The following is a 22,703-nucleotide window of genomic DNA, read 5'->3' on the forward strand; positions in this document are numbered from 1 at the left end:
AGCGCCGACAAGAGGGTTACTCTTATCAACGCTTGTTCTTAGTGAATATCCTTCTTCTTGAAATTTCCGCCCTTCACTTCGGCTACGTCGTAGACAACAACAAAGGCTGCAGGGTCGATCTCATTAATGATATCCTTGATTTTACTCTCTTCCATCCGGTTGATTACACATGTAATTTCCTTGAACTGCTCGTTGGAATAACCGCCATACGCATCGGTATACGTTGCTCCGCGTCCAAGCCGGTCACGAATGGTCTCTACCATAATTTCAGGTTGGGTCGTAATGATTTTGAACGTCTTGGAACCGCTCAAACCTTCCTCGACGATATGTATTACTTTGGAAGCAATAAAGTATGCCAATCCAGACAAAATAGCGCCTTGCAAGCCAAATACGGTTGAAACAACGATAAATACAAACATGTTCAGGAACAAAATCAGGTCACTCGTTCCGAACGGCAGCTTACGGGATAACAACACGGCCAGCATATCGATCCCATCCAGTGCTCCGCCGTTACGCAGTGCGAGACCCATACCAAAACCGATAATGATACCGCCCACAACCGTAACCAACAGTGTGTCCCCTTCAATGATCGTCGGCACATGGTGCATGAGACTGGCGCTGATGGCAAGTGACGCAATACCAATCACGGAGTACAGCGCAAAACTTTTACCAATTTGCTTGTATCCGAGCCATACAAACGGAATGTTTAACAGTCCGATCAATAATCCAAGCGGTAATCCGAACAAATTTGAGCCAACGATACTCAGACCCGTAACACCACCATCGGATACCTTGTTTGGAATCAGTATGGCCTCCAGGCCATACGCCGTGATGAATCCTCCAATAATGATGAGCAGAGCTTTGGAGAGGATTTTAAGCTGGTTTGATTTGTGCGCTTTGTGTTGATGCATTCCTTTTCCCCCTTGGTGAACGATAAACAGCTAAATATCAATAAACATAAAAAATAGTCTATAACAAAAATCACACATTTGGCAATAGAAGGTCATTGCAAAACCCAGGTTAGTCTGCTCATCGTATTTGACCTCCTTACATTATTTCCCGATAAATGAGCGATATGCTATAATTTTAAGCTCCAGCATTTCATTCGCCGCATGGAGTGTATTCATCTGCTGCTCCACTGACTTCTTGTGGTCCTCCAGCAGCTTCAGCCGTTCAGCGGCGGTATGCTCACCTTGCTGAAATAATGAAGCATACTGCTTGATTACAGCAATCGGCATCTGTGTTTCCTTTAATTTGATGACAAACTGCAGCCATTTCAGATGTGACTCGTTGTATCGTCTGTCTCCACTGGCATCACGCAGAGGGATGATGATCTGTTCCTTCTCATAATAACGCAGCGTATGTGCGCTAATACCTAACATCTCGGCAACTTCTCCGATAGTATGCATTGTTGTTTTCACCTCCTGAAATTGTGTGCTTGACTTAGAGTAAACTCTAATCAGTATAATCAAATCGTGGTCATCCCACAATATAGATTGAATTGATCCCAGGAGGAATTCATATGAAATATACCGTTATTACCGGTGCAAGCTCAGGTATCGGATATGAAGCCGCTTTGGCTTTTGCAGCCAGAGGCAAACATCTTATTTTAGCTGCCCGCAGAACAGAAGCATTGAATTCGTTAAAAAATAAAATAGCTGAACTTTATCCGCAGTTGGATGTTGTAATCCGAACCGTGGATCTGTCCATTGCTACAGAAGTACATGCCTTTTATGAAGGTTTGAAGGATTACTCCATTGAAACGTGGATTAACAACGCAGGCTTTGGCAACTTTGCTTCGGTCGGTGAACAGCATCTGCCCAAAATTGAACAAATGCTTCATCTAAATATCGAAGCTCTTACGATCCTCTCCACCCTGTATGTTCGAGATTATGCCGAGGTTCCAGGGACCCAGATTATTAACATCTCTTCAGGAGGAGGGTATACCATCGTCGCTGATGCGGTAACATACTGCGCAACCAAATTTTATGTAAGTGCATTTACCGAAGGTCTGGCACAGGAATTGAAAAGCAAAAATGTACCGATGCAAGCTAAAGTGCTTGCCCCTGCTGCCACAGAAACTGAATTTGCCGAACGTGCCTTTGATCTGGATCAGTTTGAATATGAAGGACGTGTACCCAAGTTCCATACTGCGGAGCAGATGGCTGGATTTTTGCTAGACCTCTATGATAGCCAATATGTTGTCGGCCTAGTGAATGGTCTAACCTATGATTTTGAACTGAAAGACCCTGTTTTTCCTTATGCCGCAAGAGCAGCAAGCAAGCCTGTCGATTCAAACGAATAATACGAATAGCAAAAAAGGCTGTCCTCCGGTCACACGAAGTTGTGACCTTGGACAGCCTTTTTATTTTGTACTGCATACGATTATCGCTATTGTAATATCTCTATAATTTTAGGATATATAATAAAGAATTAAGCCAGGCGCATTTTGAAATCCTGATATCCGAATTCACGAACGACTTCGCAATCGCCGTCTTTGCGTTTCACCGCAATCGCTGGCAGTGGCATGCCGTTGAACGTATTTGTTTTAACCATGGAGTAGATCGCCATGTCTTCAAATACAAGACGGTCGCCTTCTTTCAAAGGCTCATCGAAGGAGTAGTCGCCAATGACGTCGCCAGACAGACATGTTTGGCCACCCAGACGATACAGATGAGGCTTCTCACCCGCTTCACCTGAACCGATCAGCGGCGGGCGGTATGGCATCTCAAGCACATCCGGCATATGGCATGTCGCAGACGTGTCCAGAATGGCGATGTCCATTCCGTTTTTGTGGAAATCCAGTACAGACGTTACAAGGTAACCTGCGTTCAGTGCAACTGCTTCTCCCGGCTCCAGATACACTTCCAAACCGTAATCATTTTGCATCCGTTTAATGCATGCTTCCAGTCTTGGAATGTCGTAATCTTCACGGGTAATATGATGTCCCCCGCCAAAGTTAATCCATTCCATCTGCGGCAGCCACTGTCCGAACTTCTCAACAACAGCATTCAGCGTTGTCTCCAGATCGTCCGAGTTTTGCTGGCACAGTGTGTGGAAATGCAGTCCAGATACCCCTTCAAGCAGCTCTGCACGGAAATCCTCCTGCTTTGCGCCGAAACGCGAACCTGGAGAACACGGATCATAGATCTCGTGTCCCTCCTGCGTGGAGCATTCCGGGTTCACACGCAAACCAACCTTACGGCCAGCCTGCAGTGCTTTATCCTTGAATTTCGCCAGCTGCGAGAAGGAGTTAAAGATGATGTGATCACAGATCGAAATAATCTCATCCATCTCTTCCTCACGATACGCGGGGGCAAAAACATGATTTTCTTTGCCCATCTCTTCATGTCCGAGACGTGCTTCATACAAGCCGCTCGCGGTCGCGCCGCTCAAGTATTCTCCAATCAGCGGATACATCGCCGTCATGGAAAATGCCTTCTGTGCGAGTACGATTTTTGCACCTGTACGCTGCATTACACCGTTCAGGATTTTCAAGTTTTTCTCAATTAGAGCTTCGTCAACAACAAAACAAGGCGTAGGCAGCTGTTCAAATCGCATGTTAGCGAACAAGCTCCGATTCTTTCGCTTTGGACTCTTCCGGCAGTGCATCAACAAGAACCGGGTTGAAGTCTTCTACCCAAGGAAGGCCCCATTTGTTCAGTTCTTCCATGAACGGATCCGGGTTGAACTCTTCCACGTTGTATACGCCTGGTTTGTTCCATTTGCCTGTCATCACCATCGCTGCGCCGATCATTGCCGGAACACCTGTAGTGTAAGAGATTGCTTGGGAGCCAACTTCTTTGTAGCACTCCTGGTGGTCACAGATGTTGTACACATAATACGTTTTGTCTTGACCATCTTTTTTACCTTTAAAGATACAACCGATGTTTGTTTTACCTACAGTACGAGGTCCAAGGGACGCCGGATCAGGCAGAACAGCTTTCAGGAACTGCAAAGGAATGATTTGTTTACCTTCGAATTCGATTGGCTCGATTGAAGTCATGCCAACGTTTTCCAGAGCTTTCAAGTGAGTCAGGTAGCTTTGACCAAATGTCATGAAGAAACGGATACGTTTCAAGCCAGGGATGTTTTTCGCGAGAGACTCCAGCTCTTCGTGATACAACAGGTACATGTCTTTTTCGCCCACTTCTTTGAAGTCATAGACACGTTTGATTTCCATCGGTTTCGTTTCGATCCATTCACCGTTCTCCCAATATCTTCCGTTCGCAGAAACTTCACGAATGTTGATCTCCGGGTTGAAGTTGGTAGCAAACGGGTAACCGTGATCGCCGCCGTTGCAGTCGAGGATATCAATATATTCGATTTCGTCAAAATAGTGCTTCAATGCGTATGCAGAGAATACGCCTGTTACACCCGGATCGAATCCGCTGCCCAGCAGTGCAGTGATACCCGCTTTTTCGAAACGCTCTTTGTAATCCCACTGCCAGCTATATTCGAATTTCGCCGTATCTTCCGGCTCATAGTTTGCTGTATCCATGTAGTGTGTTTTTGTAGCCAGGCACGCATCCATGATTGTCAAGTCTTGGTATGGCAGCGCAAGGTTCATTACGATATCTGGTTGGAACTCATTGATCAAAGCGATCAGTTCATCCACGTTGTCAGCGTCTACTTGAGCAGTCGAGATTTTAGTTTTGCCGCCATCCAGCTTTGCTTTCAGTTCGTCGCATTTGGATTTCGTACGGCTTGCGATACAGATTTCTTCAAAAACCTCGCTATTTTGAACGCATTTGTGTACTGCTACAGAAGCCACGCCGCCGGCGCCGATGATTAGTGCTTTTCCCATGTTCTCATTCTCCTATCCCCATAATTAGGATTTTTTTGTTTTTGTTTTTTCGTAAAATTCCAAGACGTTCGCAGTTGTATTGTTTCATTATGCAACGTCCACCCGCTCCGGATACAATAAAAAAAGCAAGGTGAAAAATGTCGCATTTGCGCACACCATCACACTTGCTTGTCGATATACATCATAAAAAAGACGTGAAGACTCCATGACCAAAAAAGTCCACAAGAACTCCTTCGGCGGAAAGCTCCTTCATGTATATCAATATTGGATCAGAGTCTATATAGCAAATAATTCGCCTTTACCACTCTTATTGACCGTTTCACAAGTTGATGTGCAGATGCACTGGTTGTAAAGTAACCAACTTATAAAATTTGAGCTTTGAACTCAATCAATAAGGCAACAGAAGTTGCCAATCGGCATTTGACCCGGCTGTCCGTATGGCCTTAACTCCCTGATGGAAGTGGTCAAAAATTATCTGCTGGAAAGCTCCAATTCATATTGATAAATCAACTTTCCAAAATCACAGGTATTACACTATCAGACGTTTCTCTAAAAATCAAGGGATATTTTAAAATTAATTTTTTTTGTTTATTGAGGATGGAAAATGGAATGGATACGTCAAAACGCATCTTTGTATAAATATACTCTCCGTTTGTCTCCCATCCTTTGTATACGTCATCGAAGCTAAACGAATACCCATGTGCTTTTAATTTACCCTTTCGCGGAATTGTAATGTTCCATATTAATGATATGTATTGATTGCATAAATACTTTTGTGCAATCCCAACTGAATCTCAATGTATATTCATAAATTTTTATTGGATATTCATCCACGAAAAACATTGCACAATGAGTAAATTTGCACAATGAGCAAATTGTTGTTATGATTATTTTCACAAATGAAACAACCATTTATTCTCTTTTAATCCATCCCAAGGAGGCGAACGCATAGGCGGTATACCATTATGAAACGAACGTTGCGACATTTAAAAAAAGAAGCCACGGAAAAAGCACTCGCCGGAGTCGCTTTTAACCTGACGCTAGAGCATGGACTCGACGGGTTCACGGTAGAAGATATCGTGCAGCAGGTCGGATGTTCGCGTAGAACATTTGCCAACTACTTTACATGCAAGGAAGAAGCGGTTGCACTAGGAGCCCTGTCCGTGCCGAATACAGCTGAGCTGGAACATCTGCTCACCCAGATTCCGGACCATGCCACATTGCTGGAGATTATGTATGAACTGGTTAAAATGCAGCTCACGTCCGAATTGATTGGCAGACTGCATCAACTTGTCATTTTGTCCCGAACCTATCCCGTGCTTGAACCTCATTATTTGGCTGCGATGCACCGTCTGCAGACTCAGGCTCAGGATACTTTGCTTGACCTATCAAACGGACAATACGACGAAATTTATACGTACTTGCTGATCAGCGCAATCTATGGCACCGTGCTGCCCTTGATTGAGGGGAGACTGAATGTGCGTTTGCCCGGGCAGCAGATCGCTGCCAACGCTGCCTCCGATGCAGTCCCGTTTGAACAGTTTATGGAAACGGTGTTTGATCATTTGCGAAAAGGGTTTTAACCTTTTCCATTTCTGCCCTACCCTTTTAATAATCCATCATCGTAAATGCCATACTTATAATAGAAGGAGTGTCAAAGAGAGAAATGTCTACCTTATTATACAAAATAGGTAAAACTGCTTTTCGCAAGCCCGGTTATTTCATTATTGGCTGGGTAATTATTCTGGGGATTGTTATCTCTATGATTAGCATCAACGGCGTCCGTATCAGTTCCGAAATGAAAATTGAAGGTACAGAATCACAGAAAGTTCTGGATCAGCTTGCAAAAGAACTGCCTGCCGCCTCCGGCGGTCAAGGAAGCGTTGTGTTCAAGGCGCCGGACAATGAGCGGCTGGATACACCGGAGCGTGCAGCTGCCATCATGAAAGGTGTCAGCGAAGTCTACGGGCTGGAGAAAGTGATTAATCCAGCCGAATATGCAGCAGCTGCGCAAGCGAATAGCTCAGGAGCATCTGCAGACGCAGCTCAAGCGATGAACATGGCTCAGTCAGCTACAGCTTCTCCACCTCCATATGGCCCATTCATCGTGAACAATGTTCCTGTTCCAGGCGTATTGATCTCTTCTGATGGGAGCACAGCGCTGTTTCAGTTCCAGTTCACGATTGAACAATCCGCCATTACGCAGGATGTATTCGATTCCGTCATTCAATCGGTCATGAAAGTTGAACAAGGAACACAGATCAAAGTATTGCCAGGTGAAACGCTTAAATCTGTTTCCATCGGGGTTGGCTCCGCTGAAATTGTGGGGCTGGTTATCGCGGTAATTGTACTGCTGATTACCCTTGGATCTGTTGTTGCAGCGGGTCTGCCACTGATCACAGCCCTTCTTGGTGTAGCTATCGGGGTCGGCGGAGCATTCTCAATCTCCAAATTTGTTGATATGCCAAGTGTTACATCCGTTCTTGCTCTGATGGTAGGTCTGGCTGTCGGCATCGACTATGCACTTTTCATCGTCAACCGTCAGCGCCGGATGATTATTGATCAACGCCTGAGCGCACAGGAAGCTACAGCACGGGCAATTGGCACATCAGGCAGTGCCGTATTTTTTGCGGGATTAACGGTTATTATCGCCCTTTGCGGTATGCTCGTCATTGGACTGACCTTCTTGTCCACGATGGCACTCGTCGCAGCTGCGACAGTCCTGATCAACGTATTCGTTGCGTTAACCCTGCTGCCCGCCTTGCTTGGCCTTGTTGGTGAACGAATCTGCTCGAAGAAAGCGCGTGCGAAAGCTGCCAGTACATCAGAGGCGTCAAGTCATGGCGTGGCCAACAGATGGGTCAAATTCGTCATTAAAAATCGCTGGGCGACCGTTATTGCGATTATCCTCGTTCTGGGTTTTGCCGCCACTCCAATCACAAAAATGGAAATGGGTATCCCGGGTGCTTCGTCAGCGAATCTGGATACGGATGCAAGACAGAGCTATGATGCGATCTCGAAAGGTTTTGGAGAGGGCTTTAACGGACCGTTGATCCTGGTAGCTGAACCACGCAAAGCCTCTGCCAAAATGACACCTGAGCTTCTGGGCGGACTCGCCATGGAGCTGCAAGGCCAGAATAACGTGGCTCAAGTCTCACCTTTAGGCATGACGGAGGAAATGGCTATTTTCAGTCTGATTCCCAAGACAGGTCCAAACGATACTGCGACAAAAACGCTGGTCAACGATTTGCGGTCGGCAGACTCCAGCATGGCCAAAACATATGACGTCAAACTTGGCGTAACCGGGCTTACCGCCGTAAATATTGATATGTCCGCCAAGCTGGCTCAGGTTTTCCCGATCTATGTAGGCATTATCATTCTACTTTCATTATTTATCTTGCTGCTTGTATTCCGTTCGATCATCGTTCCGATCAAAGCAACCATCGGATTCCTGCTTAGTATCCTGGCTACATTCGGCATGACGACAGCTGTGTTCCAGTGGGGCTGGCTGCATTCCCTCTTCGGTTTCGATACAGGCGGTCCGCTGCTTAGCTTCATGCCTATTATCGTAACAGGCATACTTTATGGTCTTGCCATGGATTATCAGGTGTTCCTGGTTAGCTCCATGCGCGAATCCTATGTCCACGGCCACCGCGGCACCGAATCCGTTGTACATGGTTATAATCAGGTTAGTCGTGTCGTTGTAGCCGCAGCGGTTATCATGGTTTCCGTATTTGCCGGTTTTATCTTTACCGATGATGTAATGATTAAACAGATCGGCTTCACGCTGGCGGTCGGCATTCTGATCGATGCATTTATCATCCGAATGGCTCTGGTGCCTGCCATTATGGCGATGTTTGGCGACAAAGCCTGGTCTCTTCCGAAATGGCTGGATCGCATCCTGCCTAATCTCGACGTTGAAGGCGAAAAGCTGATTGCTACCCTGAGTACCCGAAATGACGAAGTGAAACCAATGTCGGATTCCAAGTCATAACGACTCTTCAATAACATTCTTCAACAAAAGACCTCCTCAGTTCATGAGGAGGTCTTTACATTATATGCTCTAACACAACTCATCCCCCCCGATACATGCTATAGCATCATTTGAGGGGATTTAAAGCTCCGCTGTAATTCACTTAATCCTCTCACACATTCATGTACAACTTCTCCAATGTTGCTTTTAATTGTTCCAGTTCCTCCGGTTCTAACCCTCGTGTAACATATTGATGAGCGTCTTCGACCGTCAAGGACAACTTTTGTTTTATTTCTTCTCCTTTAGGAGATAAATATAAATGGTGTGAACGTTTATCCTGATCATTAACCATACGTCGAACCATGCCTTTTCGTTCTAATGAATGAATCATTCGAACGACAGTCGTTTGATCCCGATCAATCGCCTCTGCCAGTTCTTTTTGAGTCGTAGCTTTATCGATATGCATATAAAAAATAATACTCCATTGTTCAGGCGTGACCTCGTATGGTTTTAATTGTTTGATAAAATAATTCGTAAGCTTGAGATCCGTCCGGTGAATTAAAAAACCAGTCACATTGTATAAGTCCATTGTTATACCCTCATTCATCATTTTCTTACACCAATTATAGGTGATCTGAACAAATGTTACAAACGACACTCATGGATTGACACCTCTTATATCCTTTTAAATTTTAAAAAAAGGAATTGTAATTTCACAAATTAAGTTGTATGCTAATGCATGTTAATTTTAAGACAAGGAGTTTGATGTTGAAATGATTATTGATTGGTCAGTAACTTCAGTGTATAACACATTGATGTCCGTTGCTACCGGAGTAGCATTGTTAATGATTTTAAAATTCAGTGCCGACGTAGTCCGATCTAAGGTTACTCACTTGGAGGGTTGGGCTGTGGGGTTCGGAATTACCGGATTTATTTTAACCCTTACGGGTGCGCACATGACATTGACATGGCCGTTATCCAAAATCGGATTTCCTTTCGATGATATTATTTTCGGTGAACCCGTTTTGGCATTTGGCGTGTTATTGTTAGGTGCGACAGTCATTCTTTGGAGAAAATCCAATCAATATCACAAAGCAGGTTTAAACATGGAAGATTCAAACTTGATATCAGGAAAACTGCGAGCTGAGTTACCGTACCTCCTCAGACCACTTTCTTACTTTGCGGCAGCTATGGGACTCGCTCTGATCTCCATCAGCTTCGCGGGGGTTGGTTTTCAATTATTTGCAGCTCCCCCGGAAGAACCGATTTCTGGCTGGTTTGCCGATTATCCGATGATCGAAGCAACATTTATGTCTTTATTAATTGCCATTACGGGTGTTGGAGCATGCATTTTCCCCTTTATTCTAAAGGATACACCTAATCCCAAGCTAGTTCGTACTGTCAATTACTTGTGGCTTATCGCTGGTATTATTTTTGTTGGTTTTGGGGTACTCAACTACTTCACTCATATTGGTTTGATTGTTCATACCATGAAATAAAACGATAGCCTGACATCGTTCCAGAAAAATGTGAATCACTTCCGAGTATATGCTATAACATATTCTTGGAAGTGATTTTTAATGATCTACTTCATTTTTATTCATTAGATTCAGGCTGTAACATCCTTAATATCCTGCAACGGATTATTGAATCGAGCTGAACAGCAGGCGTCGACGAAAGCTGTAAACAGCTGCTGACTGTACCCGTCCACGGCATAACTGTACTCCGGATGCCACTGAACAGCGAGCACAAACGAGCAGCCAGGCATGACGACAGATTCAATCAATCCATCCTCCGCAATCGCTGCAGCCACTAATTGATTAGACAACGTTTTAATTCCCTGATGGTGATAACTGTTAACCCGAATCTGATCTGTCTGCAAGATATCATGAAGCAAATTATGCTTTTCAATATGTACAGAATGTACGAGATTGCTGTACGGGGGTTTTTGCTGGTGAGTAATCTTCTGCTCTGCATCAAAAGCTGTGGGGATATCCTGATATAACGTTCCGCCTAATACGGCGTTAAACAGCTGTAATCCGCGGCATATGCCGAAGGCAGGTTTGCCCAGCGCAATCACTTTTTCAAACAGAACAACCTCCATCCTGTCCCGCTCTATACATAACTCGCCACAGACGCTCTGCATCCGCTCACCGTAAAGCTCCGGATTCACATCATGTCCACCGGTAAACAGAAATCCGTCAAAGGTGTTCGCCAGCGTTGTGATCATGTCCTCGTCCGTCGTTAATGGCAGCATGACCGGTATACCGCCCGACGCTTCAATCGCCTTCAAATAATCAGGAAGCATCCAGTAGCTTTTTTTGTCCGTATCATACAGAGGCAGTACCCCAATCATTGGTTTGTTCATGCCGTGCGACCTCCTAATCCTACTGTTTATCCTCTGAAAACTTGCTTCTATTTTATCAGAATTTCTACTGAATAATTTGCATAAAACCTTGCACTTCTGCACCTGAATGAACGCCTGCACCAATCCTCTGCTTATGAAAGATCGCTCAGCTGTTGCTTGTATTCCGTTGGACGAAGTCCCTTATATTCTTTGAACACCTTGGAAAAATAGTGTTGATCGCTGAAGCCAAGCAGCTCAGCCAGCTCTCTGAATTTCATCTCGGGCTGATCAGACATCAGACGGCAGGCTTCCTCAATTTTAAGGCAGTTATAGTATTGTACAAAAGTCACACCTGTTTCGCTCTTGATAACCCGGCTAACATAAGAGGGACTGATGTGGAACTTGTTCGCGATATCAGGAATGGACAAGGCGGAGTATTTATTTAAACATATATATTCATCAATCTTCTCAAATAATAGCGAACCGCTCCGTCGAACCTGTGATTGCAGCATATCAAAGCATTGTTCGATCCATTCCGTCAATTCCTTGCAAAAATCAGTGTATACCGGCAAGTCCATCAGCTGTCTGCATCTCATCTCTAATGCGAGTCTCATTCCTGACCCCTGCTCTTCAAAAAGATGCGCAAACGTATCAACGATCAATCCCATGAAACGTTCAATCTCCGTCATATGCACATGCTCGTCAAGCCAGCGCTGAAGCAGTTCCGTAAGCTTGAGCGTAACATTTTCTTTGCGAAGCAGTTGAATCATTTGCACAAAGGAAGCCTCTGCTGCACTGTCCAGCACGCCCGCTTCGGACCGAACCATAGAGACCGGATTGCCTGTACCAAGGGTAATGCCCTGCATGAGACGCTGCTGTTCATCCAGCAGGGAACCTATACGGTGATAGATGTCAGTTACATTCTCCCTTTCAGAAGACAGCGGCTGTCCTCCGATCATGACATTGATCTCATGTGTCGCAAGGGTTCTGCGCAACGTTTCAAGACATTCATACATCGAAGTATACAATTCCAAAGCACGGTGATGAACAAAAACTACATACTGATCTTCTTTTTGGCTTAAGTACACCCGGCAGATATGAGGTGTGAAAAAAGAGTTCATCATGGCCTGAAGCTGTTGCAGCCCCCAAGCCCCTTTGTTTCCTGTAAAAGGTTGTCTGCGCATCATAATCATCACCTGAGTATAAAGCGGGGCATATTCACCAGGGTCTTGCCATGTCTCAGTATGCTGCGCGTCAATAATCTCACGCAAATCAACCTGATTTTTCACTTTCCGTTGATCCAGCTGCTCTACAACTCTGCCGATGACCTCCTCCAGCGATTCCCGTTCCACCGGCTTTAACAAGTAATCAAATACCTGCAAGCTTAGTGCCTTTCTGGTGTATACAAAATCACTATACCCGCTGATCAATACGACTTTCAGATCGGGATTGGCCTCCTTGGCCTGTTCGATCAGCGCCAATCCATCCATTCGCGGCATACGGATATCCGTCAGAATCAAGTCAATATGATGCTTCCGGATCACCTCCAGCGCCTCCTCACCGTTGGCGGCCGTAGCCGCCACTTGCACAGGATACTCCAGGGAAGAGATAAGCATTTGAATATTGCGCAGGATTGGTTTGCTGTCTTCCACAATCATCACATTGTACATCTGCTGCCCCTCCTGTATTAATAAAAATCCTTGGTCAATGAACCGATGATCTGAACGGTAGCACCCTGTTCCTTGTCGGATGAATGATTGAATATATTCACAAACAATCGATTGCGGTACATGAGTTTGAGTCTATTGACGCTGTTGATAATACCCATATTGCCGAGTGCTGGCTGCTGACTCAGGACCATCTGTGATTCATCATCTGCTGTCTGCAGCCTGTCCATGATTTCCTTGATTTTGTCTGCTTGGAACCCATCGCCGTTGTCTGTAATCTCAAGAGCCCATAGTCCGTTATATTGTTTCACTGTAATCCGGATACGCCAGGGAGGTGCTGTCCGGGTAAAGGCATGCTCTACACAATTTTCCACAAACGGCTGAATGACGAGCCTGGGCAGCTTGACCTCATTTCCCATCTTATCAGCAGCAATCTCCCACTCCAGATCCTCCTCATATTTCTGCTGCACCAGCGACAGGTAATGACGGGTATGCTCCAGCTCTTCTTCCAGAGTCACATGTGCATAGGGTGATGATACTATATAGCGCAGGCTCTCCGAGAGATGTTTGCACATATCGGATACAGCCCTGTTCCTGCCTTCCTGAGCAGCGATACTGATCAGATAAAGCACATTATGAATGAAGTGAGGCGCAATCTGAGCCTGCAGGGCCGAATTGCGGGCTTTCACCTCTTCATGCAAAGCCTGCTTTTCACGCTCAATGGATCGCTGTAACCGATGGAGCAAATCCTGGAAAGCTTCATTAAGAAGCAGCAGATCATTATTTTTAGGAGTCTTTTCCATTTTGAGATGCAAATTACTGTAATTCATACGCCAGATCTGACTGCGAAGCTTGCGAATCGGAAGCAGCAGATTACGTGTCGACACAAAAATGTATACAAAGGAAAACAGCATAAGGCCAGTAATCAGAAGAATGGACATCGTCTGCACGGAGCGAATGGAACCCAGAACGGATGCTTTGGGCGTAATCATGTATGTGATCCAGCCTGTTTGTGGAGATATGGCATGTGTGATGTATTGATCAAACCTGTTGACATTTAACCCTTCCGAAGTTGACGGATTCGTCCATTCTTGTAACCATCCGCTTCCGGCTTGCGAGCCCGTCATCTGTTCTCCATGCTCATTCAGAATATAAACATCTCCTGCCGTAATACCTCCGGTCAGATTCTGAATATACGCCTGGTCCATTTGAATGCTGAGATAACCATATACTTTGCCGTTCTGATCATTAATCGTACGAACAAAGGAGATATGATTGGACTGACGCACCAGCACAAAGCCCTGTTCCTGCCATGCGCGTCCTGCAAGACTTTTATCCAGCATATCCCGAAGAAGAGCGGCAGGGTTACTGATGCCGAGATAAGATGTAAGCAGCACACCCTGTTTATCATAAATGGACATGTCCTTTATATTCATGCTTGGTCCAATGGCCTGGAACATAATATCCTTCAGAATTCGAATCTGCTTCAAGCGTTCATAATTATTCGGAGCAAGCGAGCTTTTGTTCATTGCGGTGAAAATATCCTTGTTGGACAATATGCGCTGTGACATCTGATTCTGCTGCTCAACATACAAATCCACCTGTTCTCGCACTTTTGTTGCGGCAATGAGCAAATCCTGCTCTGTTTTTTGTCTAAGCGGGGTAACCACAACGGTATTAACGTAGACAATGAAACATCCTAGCACAAATAAAAGCAAAACCAGGAAGGTTAGAAGCACCTTCGTTTGCAAGCTGAATTGTGGTGCACTCTTTACAAGTTTGAACATGTCCTGCATCACACTCCTGAATAACCATGGTGTTATATCCGGGCTTCAACGTTCCATGACCTACTGTATCACGGGTCTTCATGAAATGATAGCGATTTCAAGTTCAGTATTTTACACATGAATGTTCAACCACAGACATGTACCCACAGCATGAAAATATCTATAATCGGATGTGCAAACGGATTCAAGAGATGATCTAGAGGGGGATTTCACATTGAAATTGCATAAAGCAAAAAAAGTACCAGCCTTGATATTGGCAAGCATGTTAACGATCGGACTTACAGCCTGCGGATCAGACAGCTCGAACAATGGCTCATCAGCAGGTGAGGAGGGCCAAAGCACCAAGGTCACGCTTGAACTTGCCATTTCCAAAAGCTCACAGGATTCTGCCTTCATTCAGAAAGATGTGCTGGATGACTTCGAGAAAAAGACGAATATACGAGTGAACCTGCAGCTGATTCCCGCAGAGCAAACGACTACGGTGCTTCAGACCAAGCTGGCTGTTGACGAGACACCCGACATTATTCAGTACAACCTCGCAAGCGCCGTCACTGACCTGAATCTGGAGCGCAATTTCGAGATTCTGGACAACGAGCCCTGGGCCGGCAGAATTGTGAATAAAGACGTGCTTTCTTCTGGCGGTCACATCTATAGCTTCCATGTCAGTCAGGATACAGGCATGCAGGGCGTTGTATACAACAAGAAAATATTTGAGGAGCTCGGCTTATCCATTCCGAAGAATTATGAAGAATTTCTGGCCATCTGCGAGAAAATCAAAGCCAGCGGCATCACCCCTGTATTCATGCCATATAAAGATGCCTGGGCAGCCAACATTTGGCCCGCTGCCGCTTTTGCTGATTTTGCCGCTAAACATGACCCCACTTTCTTTGACGATGTGAATAGCAACAAGAAAAAATGGTCCGATGTGCCTGAGTTCAAAACCTTTCTTGAGCAGCAGTACGAAGTGTATTCCAAAGGATACACCAACGCAGATGTGCTGAGTGACAGCTATGATATGGCCGTAGGCAAATTCCTCAACAAAGAAGTTGCCATGATGTTTATGGGAGACTGGCTGATTGAGGGCGTGGCAGAACAGGACCCGGGCATGGAGCTGGGGGTCTTCCCGATTCCATCTTCCGAAGATGCAAGTTTGGGTGCAAGTCCGCTCGGCGGCCAGCTGTTTATTCCGAAAAAGTCCAAACATCTGGAAGAAGCCAAACAGTTCCTTGATTACATTGCCTCCAAAGACGTTGCACAAAAAATTGTGGACACCAAAGGATATGTATCCAATCTTAATGACGTTACTACACCTGAACTGCCGGCATACAAACAGGATATTGTCGACAATTACATTACACCGAAGAAAACCGTGCTCACAACAGATGCCTACATGCTGGTTGACCGCAGTGAGCTGTACCGTTTGCTGCAGGACCAGTTTGCAGGCGGCCTGACACCGGAGGAAGTATTGAAATCATGGGATGAGAAATTCAGCCAGCTGATGCAGGACAAAGGCATTTCCGGCTTCTAGTTTACAGCAAGCAGAACAATACACATCCAATACAAAACCAAGGCAGCATAACACGGTCAGCTTCATCTGATGACAGGTTATGCTGTCTGCCTATAACGGAGCGTGACATATGAAACGGGCTAAAAATTTATATTCATACTATATGATATTTCCTGCGCTGATCATCTACTCTGTCTTCTTTGTTATTCCGGCCATCACAGGTTTTTATTATTCCTTTACAGATTGGCGGCTGGATCGACTGGAGTTAAGTTTCATTGGCTGGGATAATTTCAGGAAGATTTTTTCGGACAAAACGCTGATTCTGGCGCTTCAGAACACAGCCATCTTTGCCATTGTGACGGTGGTTGGCAAAAATGTCATCGGTCTGCTGCTTGCCGTAGGTCTGAATATGAGACTTCGCACCAAAAATTTGCTGCGTGCCATCTTCTATTCTCCCTCCATCCTCAGCATACTGGTGATCAGTATTCTGTTTACGCCGATGCTGCGTACCGAGGGCACAATAAACAACCTGCTCGAAGCTATCGGACTCAGCTCCCTGAGTCAAGCCTGGCTGACAAATCCTTCGATTGTCATCTGGACGATTGCCATCGTTTCGATCTGGCAAAGCGCAGGGTTTCAGATGGCTATCTATCTGGCCGGCCTGCAATCCATTTCACAGGAATATTATGAAGCCGCCAAAATCGACGGAGCAAGCTCATGGAGAAGCTTTTTCAAAATTACACTGCCTCTCCTGCTGCCCGCGATTAACATCAACCTGATGCTGACTTTAATTGGCGGACTGAAAGTGTTCTCGGAGGTTTACGTTATGACAGGCGGAGGTCCGGGCAATGCATCTCAGGTTGTAGGCACAATCATTCTGCGCTCCTTTGGAGAAGGAAACTGGGGGCTTGGAACGGCTGTGAACACCCTTCTGTTTGTTGTTGTGACCATTATCGCTATACCACTCCTGATTTTCATGCGGCGCAAGGAGGTTACGGAATAATATGAGCTATACTCGCAAACTCGCCATCCGCGACTTCATTGTAGAAGGTTTCCTGATTCTCGCTTCCCTGATCGTTTTGCTGCCACTTGTCATTCTGATTCTGGGATCGTTCAAAACAAGTGCAGAAGTGCTAAGCTTCTCGCTAAGCCTGCCGGAAAGCTGGCAATTTTCAAACTATGTTCGTGTCTTTCAGGAGGGTGGATTGTCACGGGCGTTCCTCAACAGCATCTGGATTACGGGAATCTCTTCTATTATTAACATTGCCGCTTCATCGGCAGCTGCTTTTATTCTCGCCAGACGGGATACCCGTTGGTCCGGAACGATCTATATGTATTTTTTCATGGGACTTATCGCGCCAATGTCGATCATCACAACCATCCGTGTAGTTCAAGGTCTGGGCTTCTACGGAAGCATCACAAGTGTGATCCTGATCTACGCTGCACTTAATACAGCGTTCAGCGTTTTCCTGTACAGCGGGTTTATCAAAACGATTCCAAGAGCACTGGACGAAGTTGCTTTTCTGGAAGGAGCCAGTGTGTTCGGTGTGTTCTTCCGCATCGTTACACCGCTCATTCTACCTGTAAATGCCACGGTAGCCATCATGGTATTTATGTCCGTGTGGAACGATATCACAATTCCGGTCTATTTCCTGACAGACAGCTCCACCTGGACCATGCCGCTATCCATCTACAACTTCTACGGCAAGTACAGCCGGGACTGGAATCTGATCTTCGCTAATCTCGTACTGACCTCCCTGCCTGTGTTCATTCTTTATCTGTTTGGTCAAAAATATATCGTCAGCGGCCTTACAGCCGGCGCAGTCAAAGGTTAAAGATTACAACATCAAGCCCCCGTCGCCAAACATGACGAGGGCTTGATGTGTAATTCATGTAATTCATGAGTCGTAAAACTCAATCCTCCAGATCATCGAGAGGCAGCGGGGCAGCTGCTTTTCTAGGAACACAAGTTTGTTCGCGTTTCTCGTAAAGTCCTTCAGGCAGTGCCTCCACAAAAGGCGACCAATGCTGCTTGGCATATAAATGCAAACGATGCATCGCGCGAGTACAAGCCGTGTAGAGCAGCTTGCGATCATACTCTTCGCCATATTGTTCCGGTGAAGCGTCATATACAAGCACGGCATCAAATTCCACACCTTTGGCTAGATAAACCGGGATCACCATGCAGCCTTTTTCGAACTGTTCGGTTTCCTTCGTAATCAGCTTCAGTTTTTCCATACCTTGTGCCTGTAGACGCTCATAAGCTTTGCGGCTCTCGGCTGCTGTCTTGGTTATGATGGCAATGGATTGAAAACCCTCTGCATGTAACTCGTCAACATCTTTGCAAATAAGCGCATCATGCTGGCTCTCTGCGGTGCCCGTTTGTATAAGCTGCGGCTTCTGATCTCTTCTGTCAAAAGCAACAATTTCTTCGCCGCCTGGCAGCATGGCTCTGGTGAATTCGACAATTTCACGGGTTGAACGATAACTTTGCAGCAGCCGGATAAGTCTGGTTTCCTTTTCACCATATAATCCGGTTAATGGAGAATCCGCAGCAGCAAGCTCCGTTGCCTGCATATAGATGGCCTGACCGAAATCACCCAGCACTGTCAGCCGGGCGCGGGGAAACAGCTTTTTGATATATTCATACTGGAATGCAGAATAATCTTGCCCCTCATCCACAAATACATAACGGATATCCGTGTTGATGCGCACACCTTCAATGATTTCTTTGACATATAAATACGGAGTAGCATCTTCATGAAACAGTTTGTTTTGATGCAGCATGTCGATCGTTTGTTTGCAGATTTCGTCCCAGTAAGGCGGAACAACTGCACCGTTGGTGCGTTCCTTATAAGCAGCCTCGTCTACAAATAACTGCTCATACACCGCTTGAACATTCACGAATTTGAACTTCCGCACCCGCTGTCTTAACGGTTTGAACATTTGTTTCACAACATTACGCCGAAGCAGCTGCTCCTCTCGCTCCACAAAGTCAAAGGCTCCTTCATCCAGATCAGGACGTTTGCTCGTATTCTCACGAGCTGCATACTGTTCGGCCACTTCAAACACTGCCTTTTCCTTGTGCAGCTTGCGGTACACATCCGCGTAATCATCCACATCGAGATAATTCAATTCTTCCTCCACCCAATCTGCGTACAGCTCCTTCTGCTCCAATAGGGCCAGCTCTTTCAGCAGCCATTCCTGCAATAGCAGAATACGACTGGGCAGCGATAACTTCACATCATAGCTGGAAAATTGCGCCTTCATCTGTGCTGAAGTAATGAACTCGCGATCGCGGAATCGAATGCCAACAAATTTTATGCCTTCCCGGCCGAGCCATTCATTGTAATTTTTCAGTGCCTCCAGAAATGCAGGGGACGCTTTATACCGAATTCCTTCCAAGCGTGCGGCATACTCTGCTTCCTCTCCAGCTGTCAGCACATACTCCATTTGGTCGAGCGGGTCCTCCGGGCTCAGCGACGATCCCAGCCAGTAATTCAAATATTCCTGAAACGTGGTCTGTTGAATATTTTCTTCACCCAGTTCAGGCAATACGGTCGAAATGTAACTGGCAAACATCGGATTTGGCGAAAAAAGGACCATCTGATCCGCTTTAACGCTCTGGCGGTGTTTATATAAAAGATAAGCCACTCGCTGGAGCGCCGCTGACGTCTTGCCGCTGCCTGCTGCTCCCTGCACGATCAGCATTCGGCTTCGATCATCGCGAATGATCGCGTTTTGCTCCTTTTGAATCGTTGCCACGATGCTTTTCATCTGAGAATTGGCACCTTTGGAGAGTACCTCCTGAAGCAAAGCGTCTCCAATCGTCTCACTGGCATCAAACATGCCGAGCAACTGACCATCCTGAATCTGAAACTGGCGCTTCAGCTCCACGCTGCCCTCGATTCGTCCCATCGGTGTCTCGTAATCTGCCGGACCAGAGGCATGATCATAATAAAGACTTGCAATCGGGGTACGCCAATCATAGATCAGGAAATTCAACCCCTCCTTATCCGTAAATGAGGACACACCAATATAAACCTGCTCCGTGAAGTTAATTCCCTTCTCCTTAAAATCGATTCGGCCAAAATAGGGTGAAGGAAGCAGACGATTCACGCTTTTCCATTGCTGCACGAGCAGCTGATGTCCCCGTTCTCGCTCAGCCAGCACGCGTGATTGCTGGTTTATCGTATAAAAAGCCTCTTCAAAATCGGTATAGGAACTCGTATTTATCGTTACTTCTTCCCAGAAGCGCTTGCGAATATCAGCCGCCTGTTCTGCCAGTCCAGCCACTTGGGGTTCAAGCTCATCAAGTCGATCTTGCAGCTCTTGACGAACATGAGCCAATCTTTCTTTTTCCCAGCGTCGTTCATTTGTTTCTGTCATCGGTTTAACCACTCCTCCACCCATTTATTGGAATAAAAAAGCAGGTTGACAAAACAACGAATCCGATGTAAGATTAAATTAGGAGAAATAATGCTACACCTTTTTAATTCAATGAAATATCAACTGCGCTCATGATTATATCATAGCGCATTTTTGCGTTCAATCTTTTTTTGACTCAAAGAAACACTCCCATCTGCGTGTTGCAATAGGCGCATGATCCGTAAAGCTGACCTCGGAAGACATTACTTTTCTGGAAGAGCCTTATTTCCCCCTTGCTGTCGTTGGTGCGCAATAAAAAAGTCGTCTTACTTGCTGCAAGAAACAAAGAGCCCCTGCTTCCATATTCGGAAACAGGGGCTCTTTTGATAATGCATGAGCTTGAATACTCTATTCACTTAATGCTAGGACATTGATAAAGTTTATCCCTTAGCTCTCTATCTTAAATCGTGCTGGTGTCAATAACGAAGCGATATTTTACATCAGAAGCTAGTACGCGCTTGTACGCTTCATCGATCTGATCCGCTGAAATGACCTCAATGCTCGGCGCAATATCGTGTTCGGCACAGAAATCGAGCATTTCCTGTGTTTCCCGTATGCCGCCAATCAGAGAACCGGCAAATGAACGGCGGTGACCGATCAATGAGAATACATTGACAGCGAGAGGCTCTGGCGGGGCACCCACGTTGACAAGTGTGCCGTCCAGCGTCAACAGAGAGAAATAGGCATTAATGTCAATGCTGGCACTAACCGTATTAAGGATCAGATCAAATGATCCTGCGAGCTTTGCAAATGTTTCCGGGTCGCTCGTTGCGTAGTAGTGATCTGCGCCAAACTGCAATCCATCTTGCTTTTTACTCAGGGATTGAGAGAGAACGGTAACTTCAGCTCCCATCGCATGTGCGATTTTAACCGCCATATGACCAAGGCCACCCATCCCTACGATAGCTACCTTCTTACCCGGACCAGCACCCCAATGGTGCAGCGGAGAATAGGTGGTAATTCCCGCACAGAGCAATGGTGCAGCAGCATCCAGCTCAATATTGTCAGGAATGCGTACAACAAAATCCTCGGTTACTACGATATGTGTGGAATAGCCGCCTTGGGTCGGTTCACCGTATTTGTCTACACCTGCATAGGTTGGAATGTTGCCTTTCAGACAGTACTGCTCTTCACCTTTAAGGCAATTCTCACATTCACCGCAAGAGTCCACCATACAGCCAACACCTACACGGTCGCCTACTTTGTATTTGGTTACACCGCTTCCTACCTCAGTAACGATCCCTGCAATTTCGTGACCTGGTACGAGTGGATAATTGACTGGCCCCCACTCCCCATGGGCTGTATGAATATCCGAGTGGCAGATGCCGGCAAATTTAATTTCAATTAATACATCTGTGGTATCCAGATCACGGCGGTTAATTTCTGCGGAACGAAAGGCTTGATCTGGTCCATCCACGGCTCTGGCTTTAGCTGTAATCAATGTTATAACCTCCTCATGATTTTGGAATCCTCTTTATCTTACGCCCTATAGTTAACTCTAGGTCAAATGTTTTGCTCTACTTTTTTTAAAATGTTCGTTTTGACATCACTCCTGACGTCATGATAGAATTCACTCGCATCAACGAATGCCCTGCTTTTCTCCCGATTTGATCTAGAGCTGAAAGGAACACACCCTATATGACATATTCCATTAGTGAAGTCGCTAAAAAACTGGATCTAACGGTTTATACATTGCGCTACTATGACAAAGAGGGCCTGATGCCCTTTGTCGAACGCAATTCGACTGGAACGAGGCAATTCAAGGACTCCGATATTGACTTTCTGAAAATAATCCAATGTCTGAAAGCTACCGGAATGCCGATCAAGGATATCCGGGAATTCATCGCCTGGTGCTCGGAAGGTGATGCAACCTTGCGTCAGAGGTATGACATGTTTACCGAGCGCAAAGCCAGCGTCGAGGCCCAAATGGAAGAACTCCGGAGAACAATGGAGGTTATTGAGCATAAACGCAGCTATTATCAGCAGGCTATTGAAGCTGGAACGGAAAGCATTCACAAAACTGCACTTGCTCCTAACCGTGAGCACGTAGCAAGCTCGTAGAGCAAGAGAACGGGACTCTTTGTCTGTTTGTAAATGATCCCGTTCCATGCAAAAGAGGCTCCACCTAAGACGGTGAAAGCCTCTTTTTCCTTGATTCATGTTTATAATTGAAGTCTGCTTGCAAAA

Annotated in this window: 18 protein-coding genes; 8 read left to right on the plus strand and 10 right to left on the minus strand. The window is 45.8% G+C overall.

All coding sequences use genetic code 11. The annotated features are described in order from the left end of the window. Positions 1–38: 38 nt before the first annotated feature. Positions 39–911, minus strand: coding sequence for a YitT family protein (locus ACQSGY_RS03590; RefSeq protein ID WP_145402370.1), 873 nt, complete (start codon positions 909–911; stop codon positions 39–41). A 141-nt stretch (positions 912–1,052) separates the two neighbouring features. Further along, complete coding sequence (locus ACQSGY_RS03595) at positions 1,053–1,409, minus strand: MerR family transcriptional regulator (protein ID WP_427050696.1); 357 nt, start codon at positions 1,407–1,409, stop codon at positions 1,053–1,055. Positions 1,410–1,522: 113 nt separating this feature from the next. On the opposite strand from ACQSGY_RS03595, the gene ACQSGY_RS03600 reads away from it, so the two are divergent. Beyond that, positions 1,523–2,305, plus strand: a complete 783-nt coding sequence (locus ACQSGY_RS03600) for an SDR family NAD(P)-dependent oxidoreductase (RefSeq protein WP_427050697.1) — start codon at positions 1,523–1,525, stop codon at positions 2,303–2,305. Between the two features lie 128 nt (positions 2,306–2,433). Here ACQSGY_RS03600 and nspC read toward each other — a convergent pair whose 3' ends face one another. Both nspC and ACQSGY_RS03610 read right to left on the minus strand, forming a co-directional pair. After that, entirely contained in the window at positions 2,434–3,561 is a 1,128-nt protein-coding gene (gene nspC / locus ACQSGY_RS03605; protein ID WP_427050698.1) for a carboxynorspermidine decarboxylase, read from the minus strand. Between the two features lies 1 nt (position 3,562). Beyond that, positions 3,563–4,807 carry a saccharopine dehydrogenase family protein gene (locus tag ACQSGY_RS03610; protein ID WP_216513877.1) on the minus strand — a complete coding sequence of 415 codons (1,245 nt, stop codon included), beginning with the start codon at positions 4,805–4,807 and terminating at the stop codon, positions 3,563–3,565. A 965-nt stretch (positions 4,808–5,772) separates the two neighbouring features. Here ACQSGY_RS03610 and ACQSGY_RS03615 point away from each other — a divergent pair. Both ACQSGY_RS03615 and ACQSGY_RS03620 read left to right on the plus strand, forming a co-directional pair. Next, positions 5,773–6,390 carry a TetR/AcrR family transcriptional regulator gene (locus tag ACQSGY_RS03615; RefSeq protein WP_427050699.1) on the plus strand — a complete coding sequence of 206 codons (618 nt, stop codon included), beginning with the start codon at positions 5,773–5,775 and terminating at the stop codon, positions 6,388–6,390. 83 nt (positions 6,391–6,473) lie between these two features. Beyond that, positions 6,474–8,801 carry an MMPL family transporter gene (locus ACQSGY_RS03620; RefSeq protein WP_427050700.1) on the plus strand — a complete coding sequence of 776 codons (2,328 nt, stop codon included), beginning with the start codon at positions 6,474–6,476 and terminating at the stop codon, positions 8,799–8,801. A 151-nt stretch (positions 8,802–8,952) separates the two neighbouring features. On the opposite strand, the gene ACQSGY_RS03625 is transcribed toward ACQSGY_RS03620, so the two are convergent. Then, positions 8,953–9,369, minus strand: coding sequence for a MarR family winged helix-turn-helix transcriptional regulator (locus tag ACQSGY_RS03625; RefSeq protein WP_427050701.1), 417 nt, complete (start codon positions 9,367–9,369; stop codon positions 8,953–8,955). A gap of 184 nt (positions 9,370–9,553) precedes the next feature. On the opposite strand from ACQSGY_RS03625, the gene ACQSGY_RS03630 reads away from it, so the two are divergent. Beyond that, entirely contained in the window at positions 9,554–10,279 is a 726-nt protein-coding gene (locus ACQSGY_RS03630) for a DUF981 family protein (protein ID WP_427050702.1), read from the plus strand. A gap of 110 nt (positions 10,280–10,389) precedes the next feature. On the opposite strand, the gene ACQSGY_RS03635 is transcribed toward ACQSGY_RS03630, so the two are convergent. From ACQSGY_RS03635 to ACQSGY_RS03645, 3 genes are all read right to left on the minus strand, one after another. Further along, complete coding sequence (locus ACQSGY_RS03635; RefSeq protein ID WP_427050703.1) at positions 10,390–11,148, minus strand: gamma-glutamyl-gamma-aminobutyrate hydrolase family protein; 759 nt, start codon at positions 11,146–11,148, stop codon at positions 10,390–10,392. 131 nt (positions 11,149–11,279) lie between these two features. After that, entirely contained in the window at positions 11,280–12,797 is a 1,518-nt protein-coding gene (locus tag ACQSGY_RS03640) for a response regulator transcription factor (protein WP_427050704.1), read from the minus strand. Between the two features lie 17 nt (positions 12,798–12,814). Next, positions 12,815–14,581, minus strand: a complete 1,767-nt coding sequence (locus ACQSGY_RS03645) for a sensor histidine kinase (RefSeq protein WP_427050705.1) — start codon at positions 14,579–14,581, stop codon at positions 12,815–12,817. Positions 14,582–14,843: 262 nt separating this feature from the next. Here ACQSGY_RS03645 and ACQSGY_RS03650 point away from each other — a divergent pair, with 262 nt between their 5' ends. The 3 genes from ACQSGY_RS03650 to ACQSGY_RS03660 all read left to right on the plus strand — a co-directional run bounded on the left by ACQSGY_RS03650 (position 14,844) and on the right by ACQSGY_RS03660 (position 17,923). After that, on the plus strand, positions 14,844–16,109 hold the full coding sequence (locus ACQSGY_RS03650) for an ABC transporter substrate-binding protein (RefSeq protein WP_427050856.1): 1,266 nt from the start codon (positions 14,844–14,846) through the stop codon (positions 16,107–16,109). 109 nt (positions 16,110–16,218) lie between these two features. Further along, the gene (locus tag ACQSGY_RS03655) at positions 16,219–17,091 is read left to right on the plus strand and encodes a carbohydrate ABC transporter permease (protein WP_184181474.1); all 873 of its coding nucleotides are present in this window, start codon (positions 16,219–16,221) and stop codon (positions 17,089–17,091) included. Position 17,092: 1 nt separating this feature from the next. Beyond that, positions 17,093–17,923, plus strand: coding sequence for a carbohydrate ABC transporter permease (locus ACQSGY_RS03660; protein ID WP_111268873.1), 831 nt, complete (start codon positions 17,093–17,095; stop codon positions 17,921–17,923). Between the two features lie 79 nt (positions 17,924–18,002). Here the strand turns inward: ACQSGY_RS03660 and helD are convergent, their stop codons facing one another. Both helD and ACQSGY_RS03670 read right to left on the minus strand, forming a co-directional pair. Then, the gene (helD, locus tag ACQSGY_RS03665) at positions 18,003–20,477 is read right to left on the minus strand and encodes an RNA polymerase recycling motor HelD (protein WP_427050706.1); all 2,475 of its coding nucleotides are present in this window, start codon (positions 20,475–20,477) and stop codon (positions 18,003–18,005) included. Between the two features lie 439 nt (positions 20,478–20,916). Beyond that, complete coding sequence (locus ACQSGY_RS03670) at positions 20,917–21,957, minus strand: NAD(P)-dependent alcohol dehydrogenase (RefSeq protein ID WP_216513870.1); 1,041 nt, start codon at positions 21,955–21,957, stop codon at positions 20,917–20,919. A gap of 197 nt (positions 21,958–22,154) precedes the next feature. On the opposite strand from ACQSGY_RS03670, the gene ACQSGY_RS03675 reads away from it, so the two are divergent. Further along, complete coding sequence (locus tag ACQSGY_RS03675) at positions 22,155–22,577, plus strand: MerR family transcriptional regulator (protein ID WP_111268876.1); 423 nt, start codon at positions 22,155–22,157, stop codon at positions 22,575–22,577. The last annotated feature ends 126 nt before the right edge of the window (positions 22,578–22,703 follow it).

The sequence above is a fragment of the Paenibacillus sp. TC-CSREp1 genome, from assembly GCF_050171015.1.
Classification (GTDB): Bacteria; Bacillota; Bacilli; order Paenibacillales; family Paenibacillaceae; genus Paenibacillus; species Paenibacillus silvae.